The organism is Brachybacterium sp. UMB0905 (assembly GCF_002871795.1).
In the GTDB taxonomy this organism is placed as follows: domain Bacteria; phylum Actinomycetota; class Actinomycetes; order Actinomycetales; family Dermabacteraceae; genus Brachybacterium.
Map to the genome: position 1 here is coordinate 193031 of NZ_PNHL01000006.1, position 20083 is coordinate 213113.

Below are 20083 nucleotides of genomic sequence, written 5' to 3' on the forward strand. Positions count from 1 at the left end.
CCAGAAAGAAGGCTCCATGTCCACCGCGACGACGTCGACGCGGTCGGCCCCGCCCAGGCGCCGCCGGAAGGACGACACCAAGCTCGCGCTGCTGTTCATCGCGCCCGCGAGCGTCGGCCTGCTGGTGTTCCTCGTCTGGCCGCTGCTGACCGGCCTGTACTTCTCCTTCACGGAGTACACCACCCTCACCCCGCCCCGCTGGGTGGGCCTCGAGAACTACCAGCGACTGCTGAGCGACCCCGTGTTCTGGAACTCCTTGAAGGTGACGGTCTGGTACGTCATCCTCAACATCGGCATCCAGACCATCGTCGCGCTCATCATCGCGGTGCTCATGCAGCGGCTGACCCAGTCCACGATCCTGCGCTCCCTCGTGCTGACGCCCTACCTGGTCTCCAATGTGGTGGCCGCGATCGTGTTCCTGTGGATCCTGGACACCCAGCTGGGCATCGTCAACATCTTCCTGCAGTCGCTGGGCCTGGACCCCATCGCGTTCTGGGCCTCGGAGACCTGGGTGATCCCGACGATCGCACTGGTGAACGTGTGGCGGCACATGGGCTACACGGCGCTGCTGCTGTTCGCGGGGCTGCAGTCCATCCCAGCCGGGCTCTACGAGGCAGCCCGCACGGACGGCGCCGGTGAGGTGACGATGTTCCGCCGGATCACCCTGCCGCTGCTGCGGCCGATCCTCGCGCTCGTGCTGATCATGACGATCATCGGCTCCTTCCAGGTGTTCGACACCGTCTCGGTGACCACCCAGGGCGGCCCCGCGGACGCCTCGAAGGTGCTGCAGATGTACATCTACGAGAACGCCTTCGCCCGGTACGAGTTCGGCTACGCCTCGGCGCTGTCCGTGGCGCTGCTGCTGATCCTCATGGTCATCACCTTCGCCCAGTACCGGCTCAGCCGCGCCGGCGAATCGGATCTGGACTGAGAGGAGCAGCCGACATGACGACGACAACAGCCACTGATCCGACGGCCGCCGGGGCCGGCGATCTCGAGACCCGTCCCCCTGTCACGCGCGCGCGGCGCGGCGTCCCCTGGGGGAAGATCATTGCCTGGGCCGTGATGATCATTTTCCTGTTCATCACCCTGTTCCCCTTCTACTGGATGCTGCGCACGGCACTGTCCAGCAACAACGCCCTGGCCACGAACCCGTCGAGCCTGCTGCCGGTGGGGTTCAACCTGGGCGGGTTCGAGCGCGTGTTCGGCCTGCAGGACGTGGAGACCGCGATCGCCCAGGGCGGCTCCGGCGCCTCCATCAACTTCTGGCGCTACCTGCTGAACTCCGTGATCGTCGCGACCACGATCACCGTGGTGCAGACCTTCTCCTGCGCCATGGCCGCCTACGCCTTCTCCCGCCTGCGCTGGCGGGGGCGGGACGCGGTGTTCATGATCTTCCTGGGCTCGCTGATGATCCCGCAGATCTTCACCCTGCTGCCCAACTTCATCCTGATCAAGAACCTGAACCTGGTGGACACGCTGCTGGGCATCATGCTGCCCACCCTGTTCATCTCCTCGTTCGCGATCTTCTTCCTGCGGCAGTTCTTCAACAACATCTCCCGCGAGGTGGAGGAGGCTGCGCTGATCGACGGCGCCGGCAAGATCCGGGTGTTCTTCACCCTGGTCCTGCCGATGGCGAGCGCGCCCCTGGCCACTCTGGCGCTGCTGACCTACATGACGGCGTGGAACGAGTACTTCTGGTCGCTGATGGTCTCCTACACCGACCAGTCGCGCGTGCTCACCGTGGCTCTGGGCGTCTTCCGGGCCCAGGCGCCGGGCACGGGTCCGGACTGGTCCGGGCTGATGGCCGCGACTCTCGTGGCCGCCGCGCCCATGCTGATCCTCTTCGCTCTGTTCGCCAAGAAGATCGTGAACTCCATCGGCTTCAGCGGGATCAAGTGAGGTGCACGAGATGACATCCGCGAATCAGACCCCTCGCCCCGGCCGCACGCCCATGACGCGGCGGCGGATGCTGCAGGGCACCCTCGCCGCGGCAGCGGGCACAGGTGCTCTCAGCGCCTGCTCCACCGGCGCTGTCGGCTCCGGTGATGTCACCGAGATCGACTACTGGCTGTGGGATGCCCTGCAGCTGCCCGCCTACTCCGCGGCGATCGACCGGTTCATGGAGCAGAACCCGGATATCCGGGTGCGGATCACCCAGATGGGCTGGGACGATTACTGGACCAAGCTCACCGCCTCCTTCGTGGCCGAGGCCGGTCCGGATGCGTTCACCGACCACCTGGCGCGCTTCCCCGAGTTCGTGAGCCTGGGGGTGATCAGCCCGCTGGACGGCCTGGGCGATCTGGACTCCATCCCCGGTGACCGCTTCCAGAACGGCCTGCAGGACCTGTGGACCGGGCAGGACGGGAAGCGATACGGCATCCCCAAGGACTACGACACGATCGCGGTGCTGTACGACCAGACGATGCTCGAAGAGGAGGGTCTGACCCCCGAGGACCTCGCGAACCTCGAGTGGAACCCGGACGACGGCGGCACCTGGGAGCAGATGCTCGCCCGCCTCACCATCGACTCGAACGGCAAGCGCGGCGATCAGGACGGCTTCGACCCCACCTCCGTCCAGCGCTACGGCCTGGGCACCGAGGGATCGATCGACTACGTCGGCCAGTCCTCGTGGTCCTCCTTCGCCTTCGGCACCGGCTGGCGCTTCACCGACGAGGCCACCTGGGGCACCCGCTTCCAGTACGACGACGAACGGTTCGTGAGGACCATCGACTGGTACTTCGGCATGGTGGACAAAGGGTTCTTCCCGCCCTACGGCACCTTCGGGGACTCCTCTCCGAAACAGGCGCAGCTGCAGTCCGGCTCCGCGGCGCTGGTGATGGACGGCTCGTGGATGATCACGACGTACAACAACGCCGAGGGCATCGAGCTGGGGATCGCGCCGCTCCCGGCCGGTCCCGAGGGCACCCCGATGTCGATGTTCAACGGCCTGGGCGATTCGATCTCCGCGCAGTCGGACAAGAAGGCGGAGGCGGCGCGGCTGATCGGCTTCCTGGCCTCCGATGAGGCCCAGCAGATCATCGGCGAGCGCGCACCGTTCTTCCCCGCCACGGACACCGGCACCCGCGCAGCGATCCAGAGCTACGCGGACCAGAGCCTGGACGTCACGCCCTTCACGGATCGGGTGAAGAACGGTGAGACAGGCCTGTACCCGCTGGTGGAGAACTCCGCCTCGATCGCCTCGATCATGCAGCCCGCCTTCGACCAGATCTGGATGAGGAGAATCAGCGGCGCGGACTTCGCCGCCTACAACGAGCGGGTCAACGCCCTGTTCTCCTGAGCGGACGGCGCCGCGCGACCCCCGTCGGCGCCCCGAGGCCTCACCCCGGGGCGCCGACGTACGCCGTGATCGCGATGACGGCGGCGCCGCGTGCCCACTCGTCGAAGTCACCGCTGAGGCGGCGCAGCACCAGATCGCGCTGCATCTGCGGCAGCATCGCGCGCAGCGTCTGCTCGAACAGCGGGTCGGCCGCGGCGATGATGTCCACGCCCTCCCCGCCGAGGATCAGCGCCTGCGGGTCCACCAGCGCCATGATCCCGGCGGCCGTGTGGGCGAGGGCCCGCGTCACCTCCGCGGCGAGTGCGTGCGCCCCTGCGTGACCGGCCGCCAGCAGTTCGCGCAGCTGCGCGAGCGATTCCTCGGGGCCCAGCACCCCACGAGCCCGGGCCCGCTGCAGCAAAGGCGCGGTGGAGGCGACATCGCTCAGCAGCACCGGACTGCCGTCCTCCCGGGTTCCGACGGGGAAGCGTCCGGTCAACCCGGCCACATCACGCTCGCCGCGGATCAGGCGGCCGTCGACCACGGTGGCGCTGCCCACCCCGGCGCCGATGGTCAGCACCGCGAAGGAGCGGTAGGCGCGGCCCACGCCGAACCAGTGCAGGCCATGCACCATGGCGACCAGGTCGTTCTCCACCACGACGGGCACATCCAGGCACGCGGCCAGCAGATCTGCGAGTTCCACCGGATCCCGCCAGCCCAGATAGTGACAGGACAGCACGGTGCGGCCGCTCGCGACCACCCCGCCGACGCTGATCCCCACCACCGCCACATGCGGATGCGCCTCGATCAGCGCGGTCGCCAGCTCGAGCACCGCCTCGACCACCGCCGGCACCGCGGTATCGGCGAGCGGCACCGCGAGCTCTTCGAGCGTATTGCCGCGCACCGTGGTGACCACGGCGTGAACCTCATCGGCCGTGACCTTCACCCCCACGAAGCGGGGGCCGTGGCGCTCCTCGACATCCAGCGGCTCCTGGGGGCGGCCCTTGGTCGGCGCGACAGTCTCGAGACTGTGCAGGTGCCCGCCTTCGAGCAGCTCCCGGGTCACCCGGGTGACGGTGGGCGCGGAGAGCCCCAGCCGACGGGTCAGATCCCGCCTCGAGCGGGGTCCGAAGCGCAGCAGATCACGGTAGACGGCACGGGCGCTGGCCCCACCCAGCCCCACCATCGAGCGCTGTGAGTGCTGCTGACCGTGCATGGGTGGATCGTAGCCCGGTGATGATGCGCGGAACGGCCCGGATCTGACATCCTGCAGGGGTACCACGTGCAGCCGGGCGGACGACGCCCGGACCCATCGGCCCCAGGGGGACGTTCCATGACTGAGACCACCGCGCAGGCTGCCCAGGAGCAGCCCACCGTCTACACCGCCTACGAGATCGACTTCATGCTCTCGCTGCGCCCCACCGAGAACGGTGAGGTGACCCGCGAGCAGGTGGGTCTGCGCAGCGCCCCGGAAGAGGCCCGCGAGTTCGTGACCGCCGCGGTCACCTCGGGCCTGCGGGCCCGCGGGAAGGTGGAGCGCACCGAGGATGGTCAGTGGCTGCTGGCCGAGGAGGGGCAGGTCATCGCGACCGCGCTGACTGCCGCGGACCGCTGGATGGGGGTGGCCCTGGCCGAGGGTGATGCGATGCGCATGGCCTTCATCATCAAGGCTGCTGAGGCCGTCATCATGCTCACCCAGGACGAGCTGGACTCCTTCATGGTCACCGCCATGACCGATCCGGCGCAGGTGCCCGGCGCGGTGAACGACATCGTCAGCGCCTTCTTGGCCGGCGGCAATCAGCGCACCGTCTCCCTGCGCCGGACCGAGATGGCCACGAAGGATCAGCCGGTGCCGATGATGTTCCACGTCGAGGAGGACGGCAGCTGGAAGATCGGCCACCTGCCGCTGGATGAGGAGGGCATCCTCTCCGTCTCCGACGTCACCTCCGAGGGTGTGCTCACCGCGGTGACCGCCCTGTGGGAGGAGGGCCGCAGCGAGGCCCCGTGAGGCCCAGCGTTTCCGGTCTCCGCTGTTTCTCGTCTCCGCGCCGGGCGCGTCAGGTCACCTGACGCGCCCGGCGCTCTCGCACGTCCCGCAGGCGCTGTCGCAGGTTCCGGTAGGCCCGGCGGATCCGGACGATGACGTAGATCCCCACGCCCAGCAGCACGAGCGCGAGGATCGCGGCGACGATCGGCAGCAGCACGGTCAGCACGCCCATCACTACTGCGGCGAGATCCTCACCGGTGGAGACCAGGACGTTGGAGACCGGCTCCGGGGAGACGTTCACCGCCGCACGGGCGGTGGATTTCGCGGCGTGCGAGCCGAACGCCGCGGCCGCCCCCATCACCGCCATGACGATCGCCGCGGTGGTGTCGGTCTCCCCGCCCAGCAGGTAGCCGATCGCACCGCCGGCGATGGGGCGCACCACGGTGTGCAGCTGATCCCAGAACGAGTCCAGGAACGCGATCTTGTCCGCCGCGAAGTCCACCACCAGCAGGATCCCGGTGATCACCAGCAGGTCGGTGCGCTGCAGCACCTCCGGCACCTGCTCGATCCCGAACAGCCGCCCGGTCAGCCCCAGCAGGAAGATCATGAAGTACGGGCGGATTCCGCTGACCCAGCCGGATCCCAGGGTCATCAGCAGTGCTTCCATCGGCTCTCTCCTCGCCGTGATCGCCGGCTCGTGCCGGGGTGTCGTTCAGCCGAACCGGCTCAGGGCCGACGCCGCCCGCCGGAGGTGTGCTCGTGCAGGACGGTGCGCAGCAGACGGATGTCCTGCCCGGTGGGCTCCGACCAGGTCCACACGTGCCGATCGAAGGCCGACATGATGACCCGTCGGCCGTCCTTGCGGCGCACCGCCGCGGTCAGCCAGTGCACGGGATGCACCACCTTCGATTCGATCCCCTCGATGTCCCGCCAGGGCACCTCGGTGGAGCCCACCGCACCCACGACGCGCAGACCGGCATCGGTGATCTCCACTCGCGAGCGCGCGGTGCACAGCGCCACCCAGGCGAAGCGCAGCCCCAGCAGGAGCAGCAGCACCGCCATCGCCCCCATCGCGAGCAGCACCAGGATCATCGCGAGCCCCGGGGCTCGCCCGTCGTCGAGACCCACCAGCAGCAGCACCATGATGATCACCGGGATCAGCGCGATGCCCAGCAGCACCGCCGCGATCACCGAGCGCAGCAGCGTGTCCATGGTGGGGTTGCGCGGCAGCAGCGCCCGCACCTGGCCCCGGGAGCTGGGGCCGCCGCGCCGACGAGCATCCAGGGCATCCACCATCCGCTCCACCGTCGCGGTGGAGCGCGAGTAGTCGGGCAGCACCGATCCGGACGTCGGTTCAGGGCCGATCTGTCGGGGAATGGTCATGCGCCCAGCGTAGTGTGCAGGGCATGTCCACCCCCTCCGATTCCGGTTCCTCCGCCGCCCGCTTCCGCCGCCCCGGACGCCTGTTCCCCTCGGTCGCCGCGTCGATCGAGGGCGAACCGGACCCGGCGAGCTCCACGGACCTCGCGCATGACTCCGCGCGAGCGCTGCTGGACGGGGTGTTCCACAGCGCCGACCCGGAGGTGGTGCGGCGCGTGGTGACCCTCGCCCAGGAGGAGGGGCTCGCGGATCTGGCGGCCCTGTGGTCCGGTTCCCCCGCCACGACACTGCCCGGTGCGCTGTGGCGGCTGTATGTGCTGCACACGTGGGTGCGGCGCGATGGCGAGGATGTGGTGCGCCGCTACCGCGCCGGGGCCCGCACCGTCCCCGGTCTGCGCTACCTCTCGGGTATTGCGGAGCCCCCGGAAGTGCAGCAGGTCCACGCGACGATGGATGAGATCCTGCGCGGCGCCTTCACCGGGGATCTGCCGCTCGCGCTGCGGCGCGCCGGGGCGGTGGCCACGATCGTCGCGCACGGCAGCGCGCATCTGGCCGACGGCCCGGAGGCCGATGCGGAGGCGGACACCCGCTCGGCGGAGCGTCTGCTGCGCACCGGCGAGGAGCTCGTCGCGGCCGCCCGCGCCGCGGAGGCCGGGCGCCTGGACTGACGTGGGAATTCCCATGTACGCGCCTGCGGGAGCAGACCCGCCGGGCCATGTGCTCTAGGATGGCTGGCGCGCCGGGCCGCGGTTGCCCCGGGCTCCAACATCTGCCGCTTCGAGCGGCCTTCGCGCCGACAGGCGCATCCCGGTCCGGCGCCTCAGCTTCATGCAGGACGCGCGCGTGGCGCGAGGAGGTGACCCGTGGTGTCCTCGCCCTGGCGGGCGGCGCTGGACCGCCTGCGCCCACAACGCACCGAGCGTCCGATGTACGCCCTGCTCGGCGAGCTGGCGGAGCTGCAGCTGCAGGCCACGGACACGCACTCCAAGCTGCTGGGGCATGGCTATCGCGAACGCACCCGCATCGCCCCCAAGCTGCATGAGCAGTCCACCGTGGCCGAGGAGCTGTGTCGGCGCATCTCCGAGCGCCTGGGCCGTTCCCTGGTCACCCCCTATGAGGCGGAGCTGCTGGATGACTTCGCCCTGACCATCGCCGATTCGCTGGATGCGATGGAGCACACCGGCGGGCTGCTGACCGGCACCGAGGTGGGGCCGCTGCCCACCGCACTGCTGGAAGCCGCCAAGGGGATCGAACGGGCCGCGGAGCTGACGGTCGCAGCCTCCTGGACCCTGTCCGGGGAGCGGGACCTGGGCGATTATTATCCGCAGATGCGCAAGCTCAAGCGGCAGGGCGAGCGTCTGGTGCGGCAGGCGCTGGCCGATCTGTACGGCATGAGCGGCTCGTCCCGCGAGCTGATGGCCCTGCGTGACGTGATCGAGTCCGTGCGCGCCACGATCTCGCTGCAGGAGCAGGCTGCACGCCGTGCCGAGCTGCTGCGCGTCAAGGATGCCTGAGTGAGCGCAGTGCTGCTGGGCCTGATCGTGGCGCTGGCCTTGGTGATGGCCTACGTCAACGGGTTCCACGACGCCTCCAATGCGGTCTCCACCTCGATCACCACGCGCACCCTCCAGGAGTCCACGGCCCTGACCATGGCGGCGCTACTGAACGTGCTGGGGACGCTGCTCGGGGCAGGACTGATCGCACTGACCACCGAGTGGGCGGTGTCGATGCTGGGCCTGCAGACGCTGCTGGAGGCGACCGCGGGGCATGGTGAGCTGCTGGGCGCGGCGCTCGTGGCGGTGCTGCTCACCACGATCTTCTGGGACCTCACCACCTGGTGGTTCGGCATGCCCACCTCGACCTGGCATGCCTTCCTCGCCGCCCTGGTGGGGGCGTCGCTGGTGATCGCCTCAGCCGCGGACTGGTCGCGCCTGGGCTGGGTCCTGCTGGTCTCCGTGGTGGGCCCGGTGCTCTCGGCGGCCTTCGCCTTCGTGCTGATGCACCTGGTGCTGCGGCTGGGGCGGGCAGAGATGCTGCGGGCGGGGCAGATCCGCTTCGCGCAGACCATTTCCGCGGGGGCGGTGGCGACCGGTCACGGAATGAACGACTCCCGGATCCCGCTGGCGGTCGTCGTCATCAGCGGCGCGTCCGCCGGGGTGCCGGGGGTGACGTCGCTGTCGATGGTGCTGGCGATCGCCGTCGCGGTGGGGGCCGGGACCCTTATGGGCGGGCATCGTCTGATCCGCACCCTGGGGAGGCGTCTGACGGACCTCACCGCAGCCCAGGGGCTGGCTGCGGAGACGTCCTCCGCGGCATCGATGACGCTGGGCATGCTGGGGCTCGAGGTGCCGATGTCCACCTCGCAGTCGCTGGCCTCGAGTGTGGTGGGGGCGGGTCTGGCACGCGGAGTGCGGCACATCCGCTGGGGCGTGGCGCGCGAGGTGATCATCGCCTGGCTCATCACCCCGCCGGTGTGCGCCCTGCTGGGGGCGGCGCTTGCCGCGGTGGCGGCGACTGCCGTCAGCGCCTGAGGGCCCTATCCTGGATCGACCCCCGTGTTCAAGGAGTGCTGATGTCCGACGCCGAGCGCCCTGGCGCCTCCCGCCGCCGCCCCAGCTACGGTCTGCCCGGCCCGCAGGCTGATGCGAGCCCGGGCTCGCAGGGGCAGACGGGGCCGACGTCCGCACAGCCCACACAGCCCGCACAGCCCGTCCCCTATGGCGCCCCCGCCCCTCAGGCTGAGCCGCTCCCCTATGGCGCGCCCGCCGCGGGTCCGGCCCCCGCTCCCGCCCCGCCGCGGCGCCGCAAGGGGCTCGTGATGCTGATCGTCGGTCTCGTGCTGCTGCTGGTCGTCGGCCCGCTGATGACGATCGGGGGGATCGTGTGGGGCGTGGGCTCCCTGGTCTCGGACACCGCCGCCGGCCCTACCGCGATGGAGGGCGGGGAGCTGACGATGGAGCTGCCCGCGAGCGACATGCTGCTGATCTATGTGCCCAGCGCCGATGCGGATGCGGCGCAGTGCACCCTCGCCGAGGGCGATGCGCAGACCGTCCCCTCCTCGAGCACCGTCACCTTCCCCGACGGCACCGAGTACGAGCAGATCATGGGCGTGGCCGCCGTCTCCGACACCACGGTGACCATCAGCTGCACCGGCACCGATGGCGCCGCATATATGGGGCCGTACGGAATGCTGGACATGATGGGGCCGCTGCTGATCGGCGTGATCGTCGGCGTGCTGGCGGGGCTGGTGGGCCTGGTGCTGACGATCATCGGGATCGTGCGCCTGGTGCGCTCCGGGCGGCGCTGACCGGGCTCCTCGCGTCGTTCCGGGCCCCGCGCCGGGCGCGCGCGAGGGCCGGGCTTAGACCGCTCGTCTCGGAGGCTGCGCGGGGCGCACCGTCCCGTCGGCCCCTGACCTAGAGTGTGCCCCGTACGCGATCTCGAGGACCCCCGGGGGCACCGGGGAGGCCCGAGGACATCGAGGACGGAGCCCCATGAGCACTCACCCGCGCGCCGGACAGCAGGCCCTGCCGGAAGATCTGATCGACGTCGACGCCCTGCTGGATGCCTACTACGACGAGCACCCGGATCCCGCGAATCCGGACCAGGCGGTGTCCTTCGGCACCTCGGGCCATCGCGGCTCCTCCCTGGATGTGCGCTTCACCGAGGACCACATCGCGGCGACGACGCAGGCGATCGTCGAGTACCGCGCATCGCAGGGCATCCGCGGGCCGCTGTTCATCGGCCGTGACACCCACGCCCTGTCCCGTCCCGCCTTCGACACCGCCCTGGAGGTCCTGGCCGGAAACGGCGTGGCCGCGCAGGTGGACGCGCAGGATGGCTACACCCCCACCCCCGCAATCTCCCACGCGATCCTGGTGCACAACCGTGGCAAGGGGGCGCAGGATCCGTCCCGAGCCGACGGCATCGTCGTCACCCCCAGCCACAATCCGCCGCGCGATGGCGGTTTCAAGTACAACCCGCCGCATGGCGGGCCGGCGGATTCCGATGCGACGACGTGGATCGCAGACCGGGCCAATGAGCTGCTGGCCGGCGGTCTGCGAGAGGTGCGCCGCCATGGCCGGGCGAAGGCGCTGCAGGATGCGGCGCGCTACGACTACCTGCGCACCTATGTGCAGGATCTGGCGAGCGTGGTGGATCTGGAGGCGATCCGCCGTGCCGGGGTGCGCATCGGCGCGGATCCGCTGGGCGGCGCTGCCGTGGACTACTGGGCCGAGATCGGCGAGATGCATGACCTGGATCTGACGGTCGTGAACCCCGAGGTGGATCCGCAGTGGTCGTTCATGACGCTGGATCGCGACGGGAAGATCCGCATGGACTGCTCGAGCCCCTGGGCGATGGCGTCCCTGCTGGACAAGCGCGATCAGTACGACATCGCCACCGGGAATGACGCCGATGCGGACCGCCACGGCATCGTCACCCCCGATGGCGGGCTGATGAACCCCAACCACTACCTGGCCGTCGCGATCCGGTACCTGTTCGCGCACCGCCCGGACTGGCCGACCAGCGCGAAGGTGGGCAAGACAGTGGTGTCCTCGAGCCTGATCGACCGGGTCGTGGCGTCACTGGGCCGGGAGCTGTTCGAGGTGCCGGTGGGCTTCAAGTGGTTCGTGCCGGGCCTGATCGACTCCTCGGTGGGCTTCGGTGGCGAGGAGAGCGCGGGGGCCTCGTTCCTGCGCCGCGACGGCTCGGTGTGGACCACCGACAAGGACGGCATCATCATGGCGCTGCTGGCCTCGGAGATCCTGGCGGTCACGGGCCGCACCCCGAGCGCCCTGCATGCCGAGCTGGTGGAGGAGTTCGGGACGAGCGCCTACGCCCGCTCCGACGCCCCGGCCACCCGCGAACAGAAGGCGGTGCTGAAGGCCCTGTCCCCCTCGCAGGTGACGGCGACGGAGCTCGCGGGAGAGCCGATCACGGCGGCGATCACGGAGGCTCCGGCGGGCGGGGCGATCGGCGGGCTGAAGGTCTCCACCGAGAACGCGTGGTTCGCGGCGCGCCCCTCCGGCACCGAGGACATCTACAAGATCTACGCCGAGTCCTTCCGCGGCCAGGAGCACCTGGATCAGGTCCAGGAGGCGGCGAAGACCCTGGTGGATGGGGCACTGAACGGCTGAGCGCCAGTCCGGCGGGCCGGGGTGCGGACGTCGGGGTGCGGGCGAAGCGCCGGGGGATCCCCTCGATGCCCCACCCCGACGTTCGTCAAAGCGCAGTCAAGAATGGACAGGTCTCCGGTTCTATCTCCTGCATCACGGCGTGGTGGCGGCATGCACAGAACCCTTGTGCGCCCGGCGGGGACCTCGGCACCATGGCAAAGGTAAAGATTCGGTAGGGTACAGTGCCGGACCGGAGCTGAAGTGCCGGACCGGGGCTGAAGTGCGACGGATGTCGCGCAGCCGCCCACGTTGAGAGACGCCCACTGCCGTGGAGCACAGGGGAGGAAGGCCGCATGCGAGAGATCTCGCGCATCAGCGCGGCCTGCGCCGCTGCCGCCATCATGGTGCCCCTCGGCGCAGGGACGGCCCTCGCGCTCCCGGCGGATGACGAGAACGTCACGCCGCCGGCCAGCAGCGGCGTCGTCTCGAAGAGCCCGCGGACCGATCCCCCCTCGGCAGATCCGGATCCCAGCCGCCTGCCCTCGGCCGATCCCACGACGGTGACGACGAGCGGCGATCCGACGCAGGAGCCGGAGCCGACCGATACCGGAACACCCTCGCAGACACCGAGCTCGAGCCCTGCAGACCGCACGGACCCGGCGGGTCCGACGGATCCCACCGATCCTGAGAAAACCACCGATCCTGAGGATCCCACCGATCCTGAGGATCCCACCGATCCTGAGAAAACCACCGATCCTGAGGAGACGCCCCCGGACCCGGATCCCACGACGGACCCGTCACCCAAACCGAAGCCCACCACGCCGAGCGACTCCCCCGACCCCACCTCCCCGAGCTCCCCGGCGAAACCGACCGAGGGCGACGAGGAGTCGGAGGATCCCCCCGCCGTCCCCGAGGAGGGCACGGAGGATCCCGAGCAGGATGCAGGGCTGGACGACGCGGAGGACCCCGCGCAGCCAGACCCCGAGCCCGCACCGGCGCCGGCCGCGCCTCGCGCAGACGATGCGCAGCAGCCCCCCGTGGAGCAGCCCAGCCCCACCGCGGCCTCGCGCGACGCCACCCGGGAGGGCAGGTCCACCGCATCGGATGAGCAGGGGGACACCGAGGTGCAGGGGGTTGCCGCCGACGGACCGACGACCCCGGCGCGCACGGCCCCGGATCCGGAGGCCAAGGGCCCGGTGGTGCGGCTGTTCAACGCCTTCACCGATGACGGCACCGTCGGCGCCCAGATGCGTCAGGTGCTCCTGGCGGCACTGGGCATCGGCTTCCTCACGGCGGCCGGGTTCATCGGCGCCACCTGGCATTCGCGCCGCGGCGTGCGCCGCGGTGACCTCGACGGCGGCCCCGAGGCCTGAGGCTCAGCGGTCTGACCCGCAGCGGTCTGACCCGCAGCGGCCTGAACCTCAGCGCTCGTCGGCCAGATCACCGGCCGCCGGATCGCCCACTGCCGAATCGCCGGTGGACAGCTGCGCGCGCACATGCGCGATGATCCCCGGCAGCGCCGCATGCATGTCCCGCACGGTGCGATCGAACGCCCCCTGCCCCTCGTACCAGGGGTCCTCCACGGCGAGCTCCACCTCGGAGGTCCGCTCCTGCCCGGGCTCGAAACGGCGCCAGAGCGCGATCTCCGGCGCGGTGCGGCCGGGCGGAGTCTGATCGGCCATACGGCGCAGGGTCTGCGCGTGCTCGGGCGTCATCGCCAGCACAAGGTCCCAGGCCAGTAGCTCCGTGAGGTGGATGGTGCGGGCCTCATGCTCGAAGGGCTGGGCGTATCCGGCGTGCTCGAGGGCCAGCTCGGTGCGGTCGTCCATCGGCGCGCCCTCCGCCTCCCAGCTGGTGCCGGCTGAGCCCACCTCCACCTGCTCGCCCAGACCTTCGTGCGCGAGCGCCCGGCGCAGCAGCACCGCCGCTGCGGGCGAGCGGCAGATATTGCCGGTGCAGACGGTGAGCAGGCGATACGGGGGCATGAGGCCCATTGTGCCAAGCCGTTTCGGTTCGCGGAGCGGCCCGGTGGGCGGCGCTGCCCGCAGACCCGTACACTGGCCATGAGTGCGAGCGAGCCATCGGCTGCGCACGCGCACGACGCCTTGGAGGCACGAAGGCCCGTGAGTACGCAACGACCGCCCAGGAGGACACCGATGGCCGACATCATCCGCGCCCATGACGACGACTGGTCGCTCGTCCGGGAGATCCGTCTGAGGTCCCTGACGTCCGACCCCTCCGCCTTCGGGCAGAGCTGGGAGAAGGAGTCGACCTACGAGGACTCCGTGTGGCGTCAGCGGGTGCAGGACGCCGCCTGGTTCCTCGCCGTCGACGCCGGTGATCCGGTGGGGGTGGTGGCTGTGCGCCACGAGGGGGACGCCCCCGCCAATGAGCGAGAGCTGCAGGCCATGTGGGTGACCCCGGCGTCGCGGCACAGCGGCATCGCCGTCCGCCTGGCCGAGGCGGTGTTCGAGTGGGCCCGCGAGGACTCCGCGGACACCGTCACGCTGTACGTCGGCCCGGGGAACACCGGTGCGCGAGCCCTGTATGAGTCCCTGGGCTTCCGGGACACCGGGGACCGCTGGGAGGTCGTCGAGGGCGACCCCGACGGTGACTGGCACAAGATGGCCCGCGCCCTCTGAGCCACGACACCCGTCGACTGACCTGACCTGACCTAACCTGATGAGCATTCTCTCGCGCCTGTCCACCGTGGTGCGCGGCGGCAGCTCGACCACCACCGATCGTCCGCACTGGGCCGCCCGCCTCGAGGACGTCAAGAACGGCGTGGTGGGTGGCGCACTGCGCCGACTGGGCTGGCAGCCGCGCGTGCAGCCCTTCCACGGCTACGGCTCGGAGCGCAGCGTGCGAGTGCTCGCCAAGGTCCTGTACGCCTCGCCGTCCACCCCCGCCGACTATCACGACCAGCCGGTGCACGACATGCGCACCATGGCGGTGCGGGGCTGGCGGAACTTCGCCGGTCAGGTGGCGCCCCACCGCACCGTCCACGTGCTGCTGGGCCAGCAGCAGTTCACCACCCGGGCGGACCGCTCCGGGATCGTGGATGTGACGCTCGAGGTGTCCCTGCCGCCCGGCCAGCATGAGGCAGTGCTGTGGACGATGCCCGGCAATGAGGTCACCGCCGATATCACCGTGGTACCGCCGACGGCGCAGGTGGGGCTGGTCAGCGATATCGATGACACCGTCATGGTGACGTGGCTGCCGCGCCCGATGCTCGCGTTCTGGAACGCATTCGTGGTCCACCAGTCCTCCCGGCAGGTGGTGCCGGGGATGCCACGGCTGTACCAACGCCTGCTGCGCGAGCACCCGCAGATGCCGGTGGTGTACCTGTCCACGGGCGCCTGGAACGTGTTCCCGGTGCTCAAGCGGTTCCTGTACCGCAACGGCTACCCGGACGGTCCGCTGCTGCTGACGGACTGGGGGCCGACGAACACCGGGTTCTTCCGTTCCGGCCCCGATCACAAGCACCGCTCCCTCGAGCGGCTGCGCAAGGCCCTGCCGGATCTGCGCTGGATCCTGGTGGGGGACGACGGACAGCATGACCCGACGATCTACGCCGAGTTCGCCGAGCGCCACCCGGAGGCCGTGGAGGCGATCCTGATCCGCGAGCTCACCGAGCCGGAGCAGCTGCTCGCGCACGGCACCCGCAAGCCCCTGGCGGAGCCGCGCGAGGACCGCGGCGGCCCGCTGTCGCTGTCCGCCCCGGACGGCCACGGCCTGCTCGCGAAACTGCAGTCGCTGCGGATGCTGGCGCGGTGAGCGGGGACGCAGCGACCCCGTCGGCCCCGGTGCTGCGCCCGGCTCGGGACGGGGACATCCCCCAGATCGTGGATCTCGTGCAGCGGGCCTACCGCGGTGAGGGCGGGTGGACCACCGAGGCGCATCTGGTGGATGGCGCCCGCGCCGAAGCCGCCGAGGTGCGCGACATGCTCGCCTCCCCCGCTGTGCACCTGCTGGTCGCGGAGGCTGATGGGATGCTGCAGGGCTGCGCGTACACCCGGATCGACCCCGCGGATGCCACCGGCGTGGTCCGCGCCGAGCTGGGGCTGTTCGCGGTGGATCCGGCGCTGCAGGGCCTGGGGCTGGGGTCCCGGCTGCTGGAGGCGCAGGTGGAGCAGCTGCTCGGCCGCGGCGTGGACGTACTCATGATCCAGGTGCTCCAGTCTCGGCCGGAGCTGCAGGCCTGGTATACGCGCCACGGCTTCGTCTCCACCGGGCAGGCGGTGCCCTTCGCGGGGGATCCTGCGCTGCTGAAGGTCGCAGGGCTGGGAATGGACGTCATGGAGCGCCCTCTGGCCCTGTCACCAGGGGTTCAGCCCGGATAAACTGGGGTCATGAGCAACGACGCCTACACTCCTTCCGCCGCCCGCTACGACCACACCCCGTACCGTCGCGCCGGCCGCTCCGGCGTCCTGCTGCCCCCGATCTCCCTGGGCTTCTGGCAGAACTTCGGAGAGGACCGCGACGAGACCACGCTGCGCCGCATTATGCAGCGCGCCTTCGATCTGGGCGTGACCCACTTCGACCTGGCCAACAACTACGGCCCCCCGCCCGGGGCCGCGGAATCGCATGTGGGGCGGATCCTGCACCGCGACTTCCGAGCCCACCGCGATGAGCTGATCATCTCCACCAAGGCCGGCTACCACATGTGGGATGGCCCCTACGGCGATGGCGGCTCCCGCAAGTACCTGCTGAGCTCGCTGGACCAGTCGCTCGAGCGCCTGGGCCTGGAGTATGTGGACATCTTCTACCACCACCGCGAGGACCCGGAGACTCCACTCCAGGAGACGATGGGCGCCCTGGCCGATGCGGTCCACAGCGGCCGCGCCCTGTACGTGGGCATCTCGAACTACTCCCCCGAGGCCACTCGCGGCGCCCACCAGCTGCTGGCCGAGCGCGGGGTGCCGCTGCTGATCCACCAGCCGTCCTACTCGATGTTCAACCGGCATGTGGAGAACGGCCTGCTGGAGACCGTCGATGAGCTGGGCGTCGGCATCGCGGCGTTCTCGCCGCTGCAGCAGGGTCTGCTGACCAACCGCTACATGTCCGGGGTGCCCGCGGGCTCACGCGCCCACGGCTCCAACGGCTCGCTCACCGAGCGGCAGGTGAAGGACAAGGACTACCAGACGCGCGTGCGCGGGCTGTCGGAGATCGCGCACGAGCGCGGCCAGTCCCTTGCACAGATGGCGCTGGCGTGGGCGCTGCGGCACCCGCAGGTCACCACCGCCCTGGTGGGAGCGTCCTCGATCCCGCAGCTCGAGCAGAACGTCCAGACCATGCAGAACCCGGACTTCACCGCAGAGGAGCTCGAGCGCATCGACGAGTTCGCGATCGACGGCACCGCCCGCTGATCCGGTCCGGGCGCGCCCGGGTCCGACCGGGCACACCGGCTCAGCCGGTGTTCTTCAGGCCCGCGGCGATGCCGTTGATCGTGGTGAGCAGGGCCCGCTGCAGCTGCGGGTCCAGCTCCTCACCGCGGGCGGCGGCCGCCCGGGCCCGCTGCAGCATGGAGACCTGCAGGTAGGAGATGGGATCCAGGTAGCGGTCGCGCACGGCGAGGGTGCGCTTGAGGATCGGCTGGCCGTCCAGCAGCTCGAGCACTCCGGTGAGCCGCTCGACCTCCGCGACGCTCAGCTCGTACTCCGCGCGGATGCGGTCGAACAGGTACCACAGGCGCTCGGGCACGAGGGAGTGCACGTAGTGGGCGGCGATCTGCATGTCGGTCTTCGCCAGCTGCATCTCCACATTGGAGATGACGGTGCGGAAGAAGTGCCAGCGGCGATGCATCTCGTGCAGGTCCGCCTCGAGGCCCGCCTCCCGCGCCGCTTTCAGCCCGGAGCCGACCCCGAACCAGCCGGGCACGATCTGGCGCGACTGCGTCCAGCCGAACACCCACGGGATCGCCCGCAGCCCGTCCAGGCCCTTCTCGCTGGTGGTGCGCTTGGAGGGACGGGAGCCGATGTTCATATCCCCCAGCTGCTCCACGGGCGTGGAGGTCACGAAGTACTCGGGCAGCCCCTCGTCCTCCACGAGCGTGCGGTAGCGGGCGAAGGCCGCATCGGAGACCGCCTCCATCACGCCGCCGAACCGGTCGAGGTCCTCCGCGCTCGTGCGAGGGGCGGTGTGCAGGGCGCTGCCCTCGAGCACCGCCGCGAGGGAGAGATCCAGGTTCTCGCGGGCCAGTGAGGGCAGGGTGTATTTGTCGGAGATGACCTCGCCCTGCTCGGTGAACTTGATCTCGCCCTCGAGCACACCGTAGGGCTGGGCGAGGATCGCATCGTAGGTGGGGCCGCCGCCGCGGCCGACGGAGCCGCCGCGGCCGTGGAACAGACGCAGCGTCACGCCGTGTCGGGCAGCGGTGTCGCGCAGGGCGCGCTGGGCCTGGTGGATCACCCACTGGCTGGTGATGACACCGGCGTCCTTGTTGCCATCGGAGTAGCCGAGCATGACCTCTTGGCGGTCGCCGCGCAGGCGCACGATCTCCCGGTAGGAGGGGTCCGACAGCAGCTCGTCGAGGATCTGCCCGGCGTTGTTGAGCTCCTGGACCTCCTCCAGCAGCGGCACGAAGCCGAGGTCCGCGCGCGGGTCCTCCCCCGCGAGGGACAGCAGGCCGGCCTCGCGGGCCAGCAGCGCGGCAGCAAGCACATCGTCGGCCCCGTGGGTCATGGAGATGATGTATGTCTCGATGACGGAGGTGCCGTACAGGCGGTGGGCGTCGCGGATCTCGCGGAACACCTGGAAGGTGGTGCGGGTGTCCTCGTCGAGGATCGATTCGTCCTCGGTGATCGCGGAGCCGACGAGGGGGCGTCGGCTCGCGAGCTCGCGGGCCAGCACGGCGGTGCGCTCGGCGCGGCTGAGCTCCGCGTAGGGGCGCTCCAGCTCCCCCACCCGGTCGAAGAGGCGCGCGGCCACGGCATGGTGCTTCTCGGAGTGCTCGCGGATGTCGAGGGTCGCGAGGTTCAGCCCGGAGGCGGCGAGCACATGCTGGGCCACAGCCAGGGTGCCATCGGCCGCCTTGCGCCCGCCGTGGCGGCGCAGAGCATCCCGCAGGATGCCCAGATCCGCGGCCAGCTCCTCGCGGGTGGCGTAGTCGGCGCCATGTACATGCGCATCGGCGGTACGGATCCGCTCCCGCGTGGCGTGCAGCTTCTCCCGCATGGCGCCGAGCTTGAGCCGGTAGGGCTCCTCGCGGTACAGCTCCTGCTGAACGGGGTCGATCCCCGGGGTGTGCTCGAGATCCGCCGCGAGGCTCTCCCGCAGCTCGGCGTCATCCCCAGTCAGTGCGCTGGAGACGGACAGCTCAAGGATCAGGTCCTCAACAACCTCGATCGCGAGGTCGATCGCCGTCTCGGACTGCAGGCGCAGCACCTCCCGGGTGACGTCAGCGGTGACGTAGGGGTTGCCGTCGCGGTCCCCGCCAATCCAGGAGCCGAAGCGCAGCGGGACGTGGTCCTCCCGCAGCTCAGCGCCGTGGGCGCGCAGCTCCTCGCGCAGGTCATCGAGCATGCCCGGCATGGTGGTGCGGAAGATCTGCCGCAGGTAGTACAGGGCGTTGCGGGCCTCATCCTGCGGGGTGGGGCGGTGGCGGCGAAGCTCATCGGTCTGCCACAGCGTCTCGATCAGCTCGGCGAGGTCGCGGTCCTGTCGGCGCCGTTCGAGGCTGCCCTCCTCGGTGTCCACGGCCAGCAGGTCGGAGATGCGCCGCAGCTTGGTCAGGACCGCGCGGCGGGACGCCTCCGTGGGGTGGGCGGTGAAGACCAGGCGCACGTCCAGGGAATCCACCGCCTGCTGCAGACCCTCGGGACCGAGCTTGTCGTGGACGGCGCGGACGGTCCGCGGCACCCAGGACTCGGCCGCCGGGCGCTCCTGCAGGGCGCGCACGCGGTACACCTGCTCCGCGGCGTTGGCCAGCAGGAAGTACTGGGTGAAGGCGCGGCTCAGCGCGGTGGCCTGCTCGAGGGGCACATTCGCGAGGGAGGCGACGACATCGTGGGAGCTGGCCTCGGAGTCCGCGGACTTCGCCGCTTTGGTGGTCTGGCGCACCTCTTCTACGAGGTCCAGCAGCTCCTGGCCGTGCTGCTCAGCGAGGGTGTGGCCCAGCAGCGTGGAGAGGCGACGCACGGTCGCCCGCAGTGGCGCATCGATCAGCGGATCATCCCCGACCACGGGGAACTCACTGGTCAGGGTGGGGACGTCGATGGCGTCGGGCTCGCGCACGGGGCCTCCTGGGGATGGGCGCCGGACCGCGGTCGCCGACGGGTTCCAGGGCGACCGCGCCGACGCGGGACGAACGGGGACAGA

19 protein-coding genes are annotated in these 20083 nt (G+C 70.4%); 14 read left to right on the forward strand and 5 right to left on the reverse strand.

From position 1 onward, the window contains the following. Window positions 1-16 precede the first annotated feature (16 nt). The 3 genes from CJ197_RS07840 to CJ197_RS07850 are packed head-to-tail and all read left to right on the forward strand — an operon-like array spanning window position 17 to window position 3301. Window positions 17-931, forward strand: coding sequence for a carbohydrate ABC transporter permease (locus CJ197_RS07840; protein ID WP_102236181.1), 915 nt, complete (start codon window positions 17-19; stop codon window positions 929-931). A gap of 14 nt (window positions 932-945) precedes the next feature. After that, window positions 946-1902: a carbohydrate ABC transporter permease gene (locus CJ197_RS07845; protein WP_102236182.1), complete on the forward strand. Its 957-nt coding sequence runs from the start codon at window positions 946-948 to the stop codon at window positions 1900-1902. Between the two features lie 10 nt (window positions 1903-1912). After that, window positions 1913-3301, forward strand: coding sequence for a sugar ABC transporter substrate-binding protein (locus CJ197_RS07850; protein ID WP_102236183.1), 1389 nt, complete (start codon window positions 1913-1915; stop codon window positions 3299-3301). Window positions 3302-3341: 40 nt separating this feature from the next. On the opposite strand, the gene CJ197_RS07855 is transcribed toward CJ197_RS07850, so the two are convergent. Beyond that, window positions 3342-4496 carry an ROK family protein gene (locus CJ197_RS07855; RefSeq protein WP_102236184.1) on the reverse strand — a complete coding sequence of 385 codons (1155 nt, stop codon included), beginning with the start codon at window positions 4494-4496 and terminating at the stop codon, window positions 3342-3344. Window positions 4497-4613: 117 nt separating this feature from the next. Here CJ197_RS07855 and CJ197_RS07860 point away from each other — a divergent pair, with 117 nt between their 5' ends. Next, entirely contained in the window at window positions 4614-5288 is a 675-nt protein-coding gene (locus tag CJ197_RS07860) for a hypothetical protein (RefSeq protein WP_102236185.1), read from the forward strand. A gap of 49 nt (window positions 5289-5337) precedes the next feature. On the opposite strand, the gene CJ197_RS07865 is transcribed toward CJ197_RS07860, so the two are convergent. Together CJ197_RS07865 and CJ197_RS07870 are read right to left on the reverse strand one after the other, a co-directional pair. Continuing rightward, entirely contained in the window at window positions 5338-5934 is a 597-nt protein-coding gene (locus CJ197_RS07865; RefSeq protein WP_199173891.1) for a DUF4126 domain-containing protein, read from the reverse strand. Between the two features lie 59 nt (window positions 5935-5993). Further along, window positions 5994-6650 carry a PH domain-containing protein gene (locus CJ197_RS07870; protein WP_102236186.1) on the reverse strand — a complete coding sequence of 219 codons (657 nt, stop codon included), beginning with the start codon at window positions 6648-6650 and terminating at the stop codon, window positions 5994-5996. Between the two features lie 23 nt (window positions 6651-6673). Between CJ197_RS07870 and CJ197_RS07875 the strand changes: the two genes are divergently transcribed. The 6 genes from CJ197_RS07875 (at window position 6674) to CJ197_RS07900 (ending at window position 13137) form a co-directional block, all read left to right on the forward strand. Beyond that, on the forward strand, window positions 6674-7315 hold the full coding sequence (locus tag CJ197_RS07875; protein WP_102236187.1) for a hypothetical protein: 642 nt from the start codon (window positions 6674-6676) through the stop codon (window positions 7313-7315). Window positions 7316-7510: 195 nt separating this feature from the next. Next, window positions 7511-8161, forward strand: coding sequence for a hypothetical protein (locus CJ197_RS07880; protein ID WP_233190738.1), 651 nt, complete (start codon window positions 7511-7513; stop codon window positions 8159-8161). Further along, window positions 8162-9178, forward strand: coding sequence for an inorganic phosphate transporter (locus CJ197_RS07885; protein ID WP_102236188.1), 1017 nt, complete (start codon window positions 8162-8164; stop codon window positions 9176-9178). 41 nt (window positions 9179-9219) lie between these two features. Next, window positions 9220-9954 carry a hypothetical protein gene (locus CJ197_RS07890; RefSeq protein WP_102236189.1) on the forward strand — a complete coding sequence of 245 codons (735 nt, stop codon included), beginning with the start codon at window positions 9220-9222 and terminating at the stop codon, window positions 9952-9954. Between the two features lie 187 nt (window positions 9955-10141). After that, complete coding sequence (gene pgm / locus CJ197_RS07895) at window positions 10142-11785, forward strand: phosphoglucomutase (alpha-D-glucose-1,6-bisphosphate-dependent) (RefSeq protein WP_102236190.1); 1644 nt, start codon at window positions 10142-10144, stop codon at window positions 11783-11785. Between the two features lie 332 nt (window positions 11786-12117). Continuing rightward, entirely contained in the window at window positions 12118-13137 is a 1020-nt protein-coding gene (locus CJ197_RS07900; RefSeq protein WP_102236191.1) for a hypothetical protein, read from the forward strand. A gap of 48 nt (window positions 13138-13185) precedes the next feature. Here the strand turns inward: CJ197_RS07900 and CJ197_RS07905 are convergent, their stop codons facing one another. After that, the gene (locus CJ197_RS07905; protein WP_102236239.1) at window positions 13186-13749 is read right to left on the reverse strand and encodes a protein tyrosine phosphatase; all 564 of its coding nucleotides are present in this window, start codon (window positions 13747-13749) and stop codon (window positions 13186-13188) included. Between the two features lie 171 nt (window positions 13750-13920). Between CJ197_RS07905 and CJ197_RS07910 the strand changes: the two genes are divergently transcribed. From CJ197_RS07910 to CJ197_RS07925, 4 genes are read left to right on the forward strand one after another with little or no spacing between them, the layout of a single operon-like run. Beyond that, window positions 13921-14406, forward strand: coding sequence for a GNAT family N-acetyltransferase (locus CJ197_RS07910; RefSeq protein ID WP_102236192.1), 486 nt, complete (start codon window positions 13921-13923; stop codon window positions 14404-14406). Window positions 14407-14446: 40 nt separating this feature from the next. Further along, window positions 14447-15541 (forward strand): App1 family protein, encoded by a 1095-nt coding sequence (locus CJ197_RS07915; protein WP_102236193.1) that lies wholly within the window; start codon window positions 14447-14449, stop codon window positions 15539-15541. Next, window positions 15538-16107, forward strand: a complete 570-nt coding sequence (locus tag CJ197_RS07920; protein WP_102236194.1) for a GNAT family N-acetyltransferase — start codon at window positions 15538-15540, stop codon at window positions 16105-16107. The genes CJ197_RS07915 and CJ197_RS07920 overlap by 4 nt, the downstream gene beginning before the upstream one ends. A gap of 9 nt (window positions 16108-16116) precedes the next feature. Further along, entirely contained in the window at window positions 16117-17133 is a 1017-nt protein-coding gene (locus tag CJ197_RS07925; protein ID WP_102236195.1) for an aldo/keto reductase, read from the forward strand. A gap of 40 nt (window positions 17134-17173) precedes the next feature. Here CJ197_RS07925 and ppc read toward each other — a convergent pair whose 3' ends face one another. Beyond that, on the reverse strand, window positions 17174-19999 hold the full coding sequence (gene ppc / locus CJ197_RS07930) for a phosphoenolpyruvate carboxylase (RefSeq protein ID WP_102236196.1): 2826 nt from the start codon (window positions 19997-19999) through the stop codon (window positions 17174-17176). Window positions 20000-20083 lie beyond the last annotated feature (84 nt).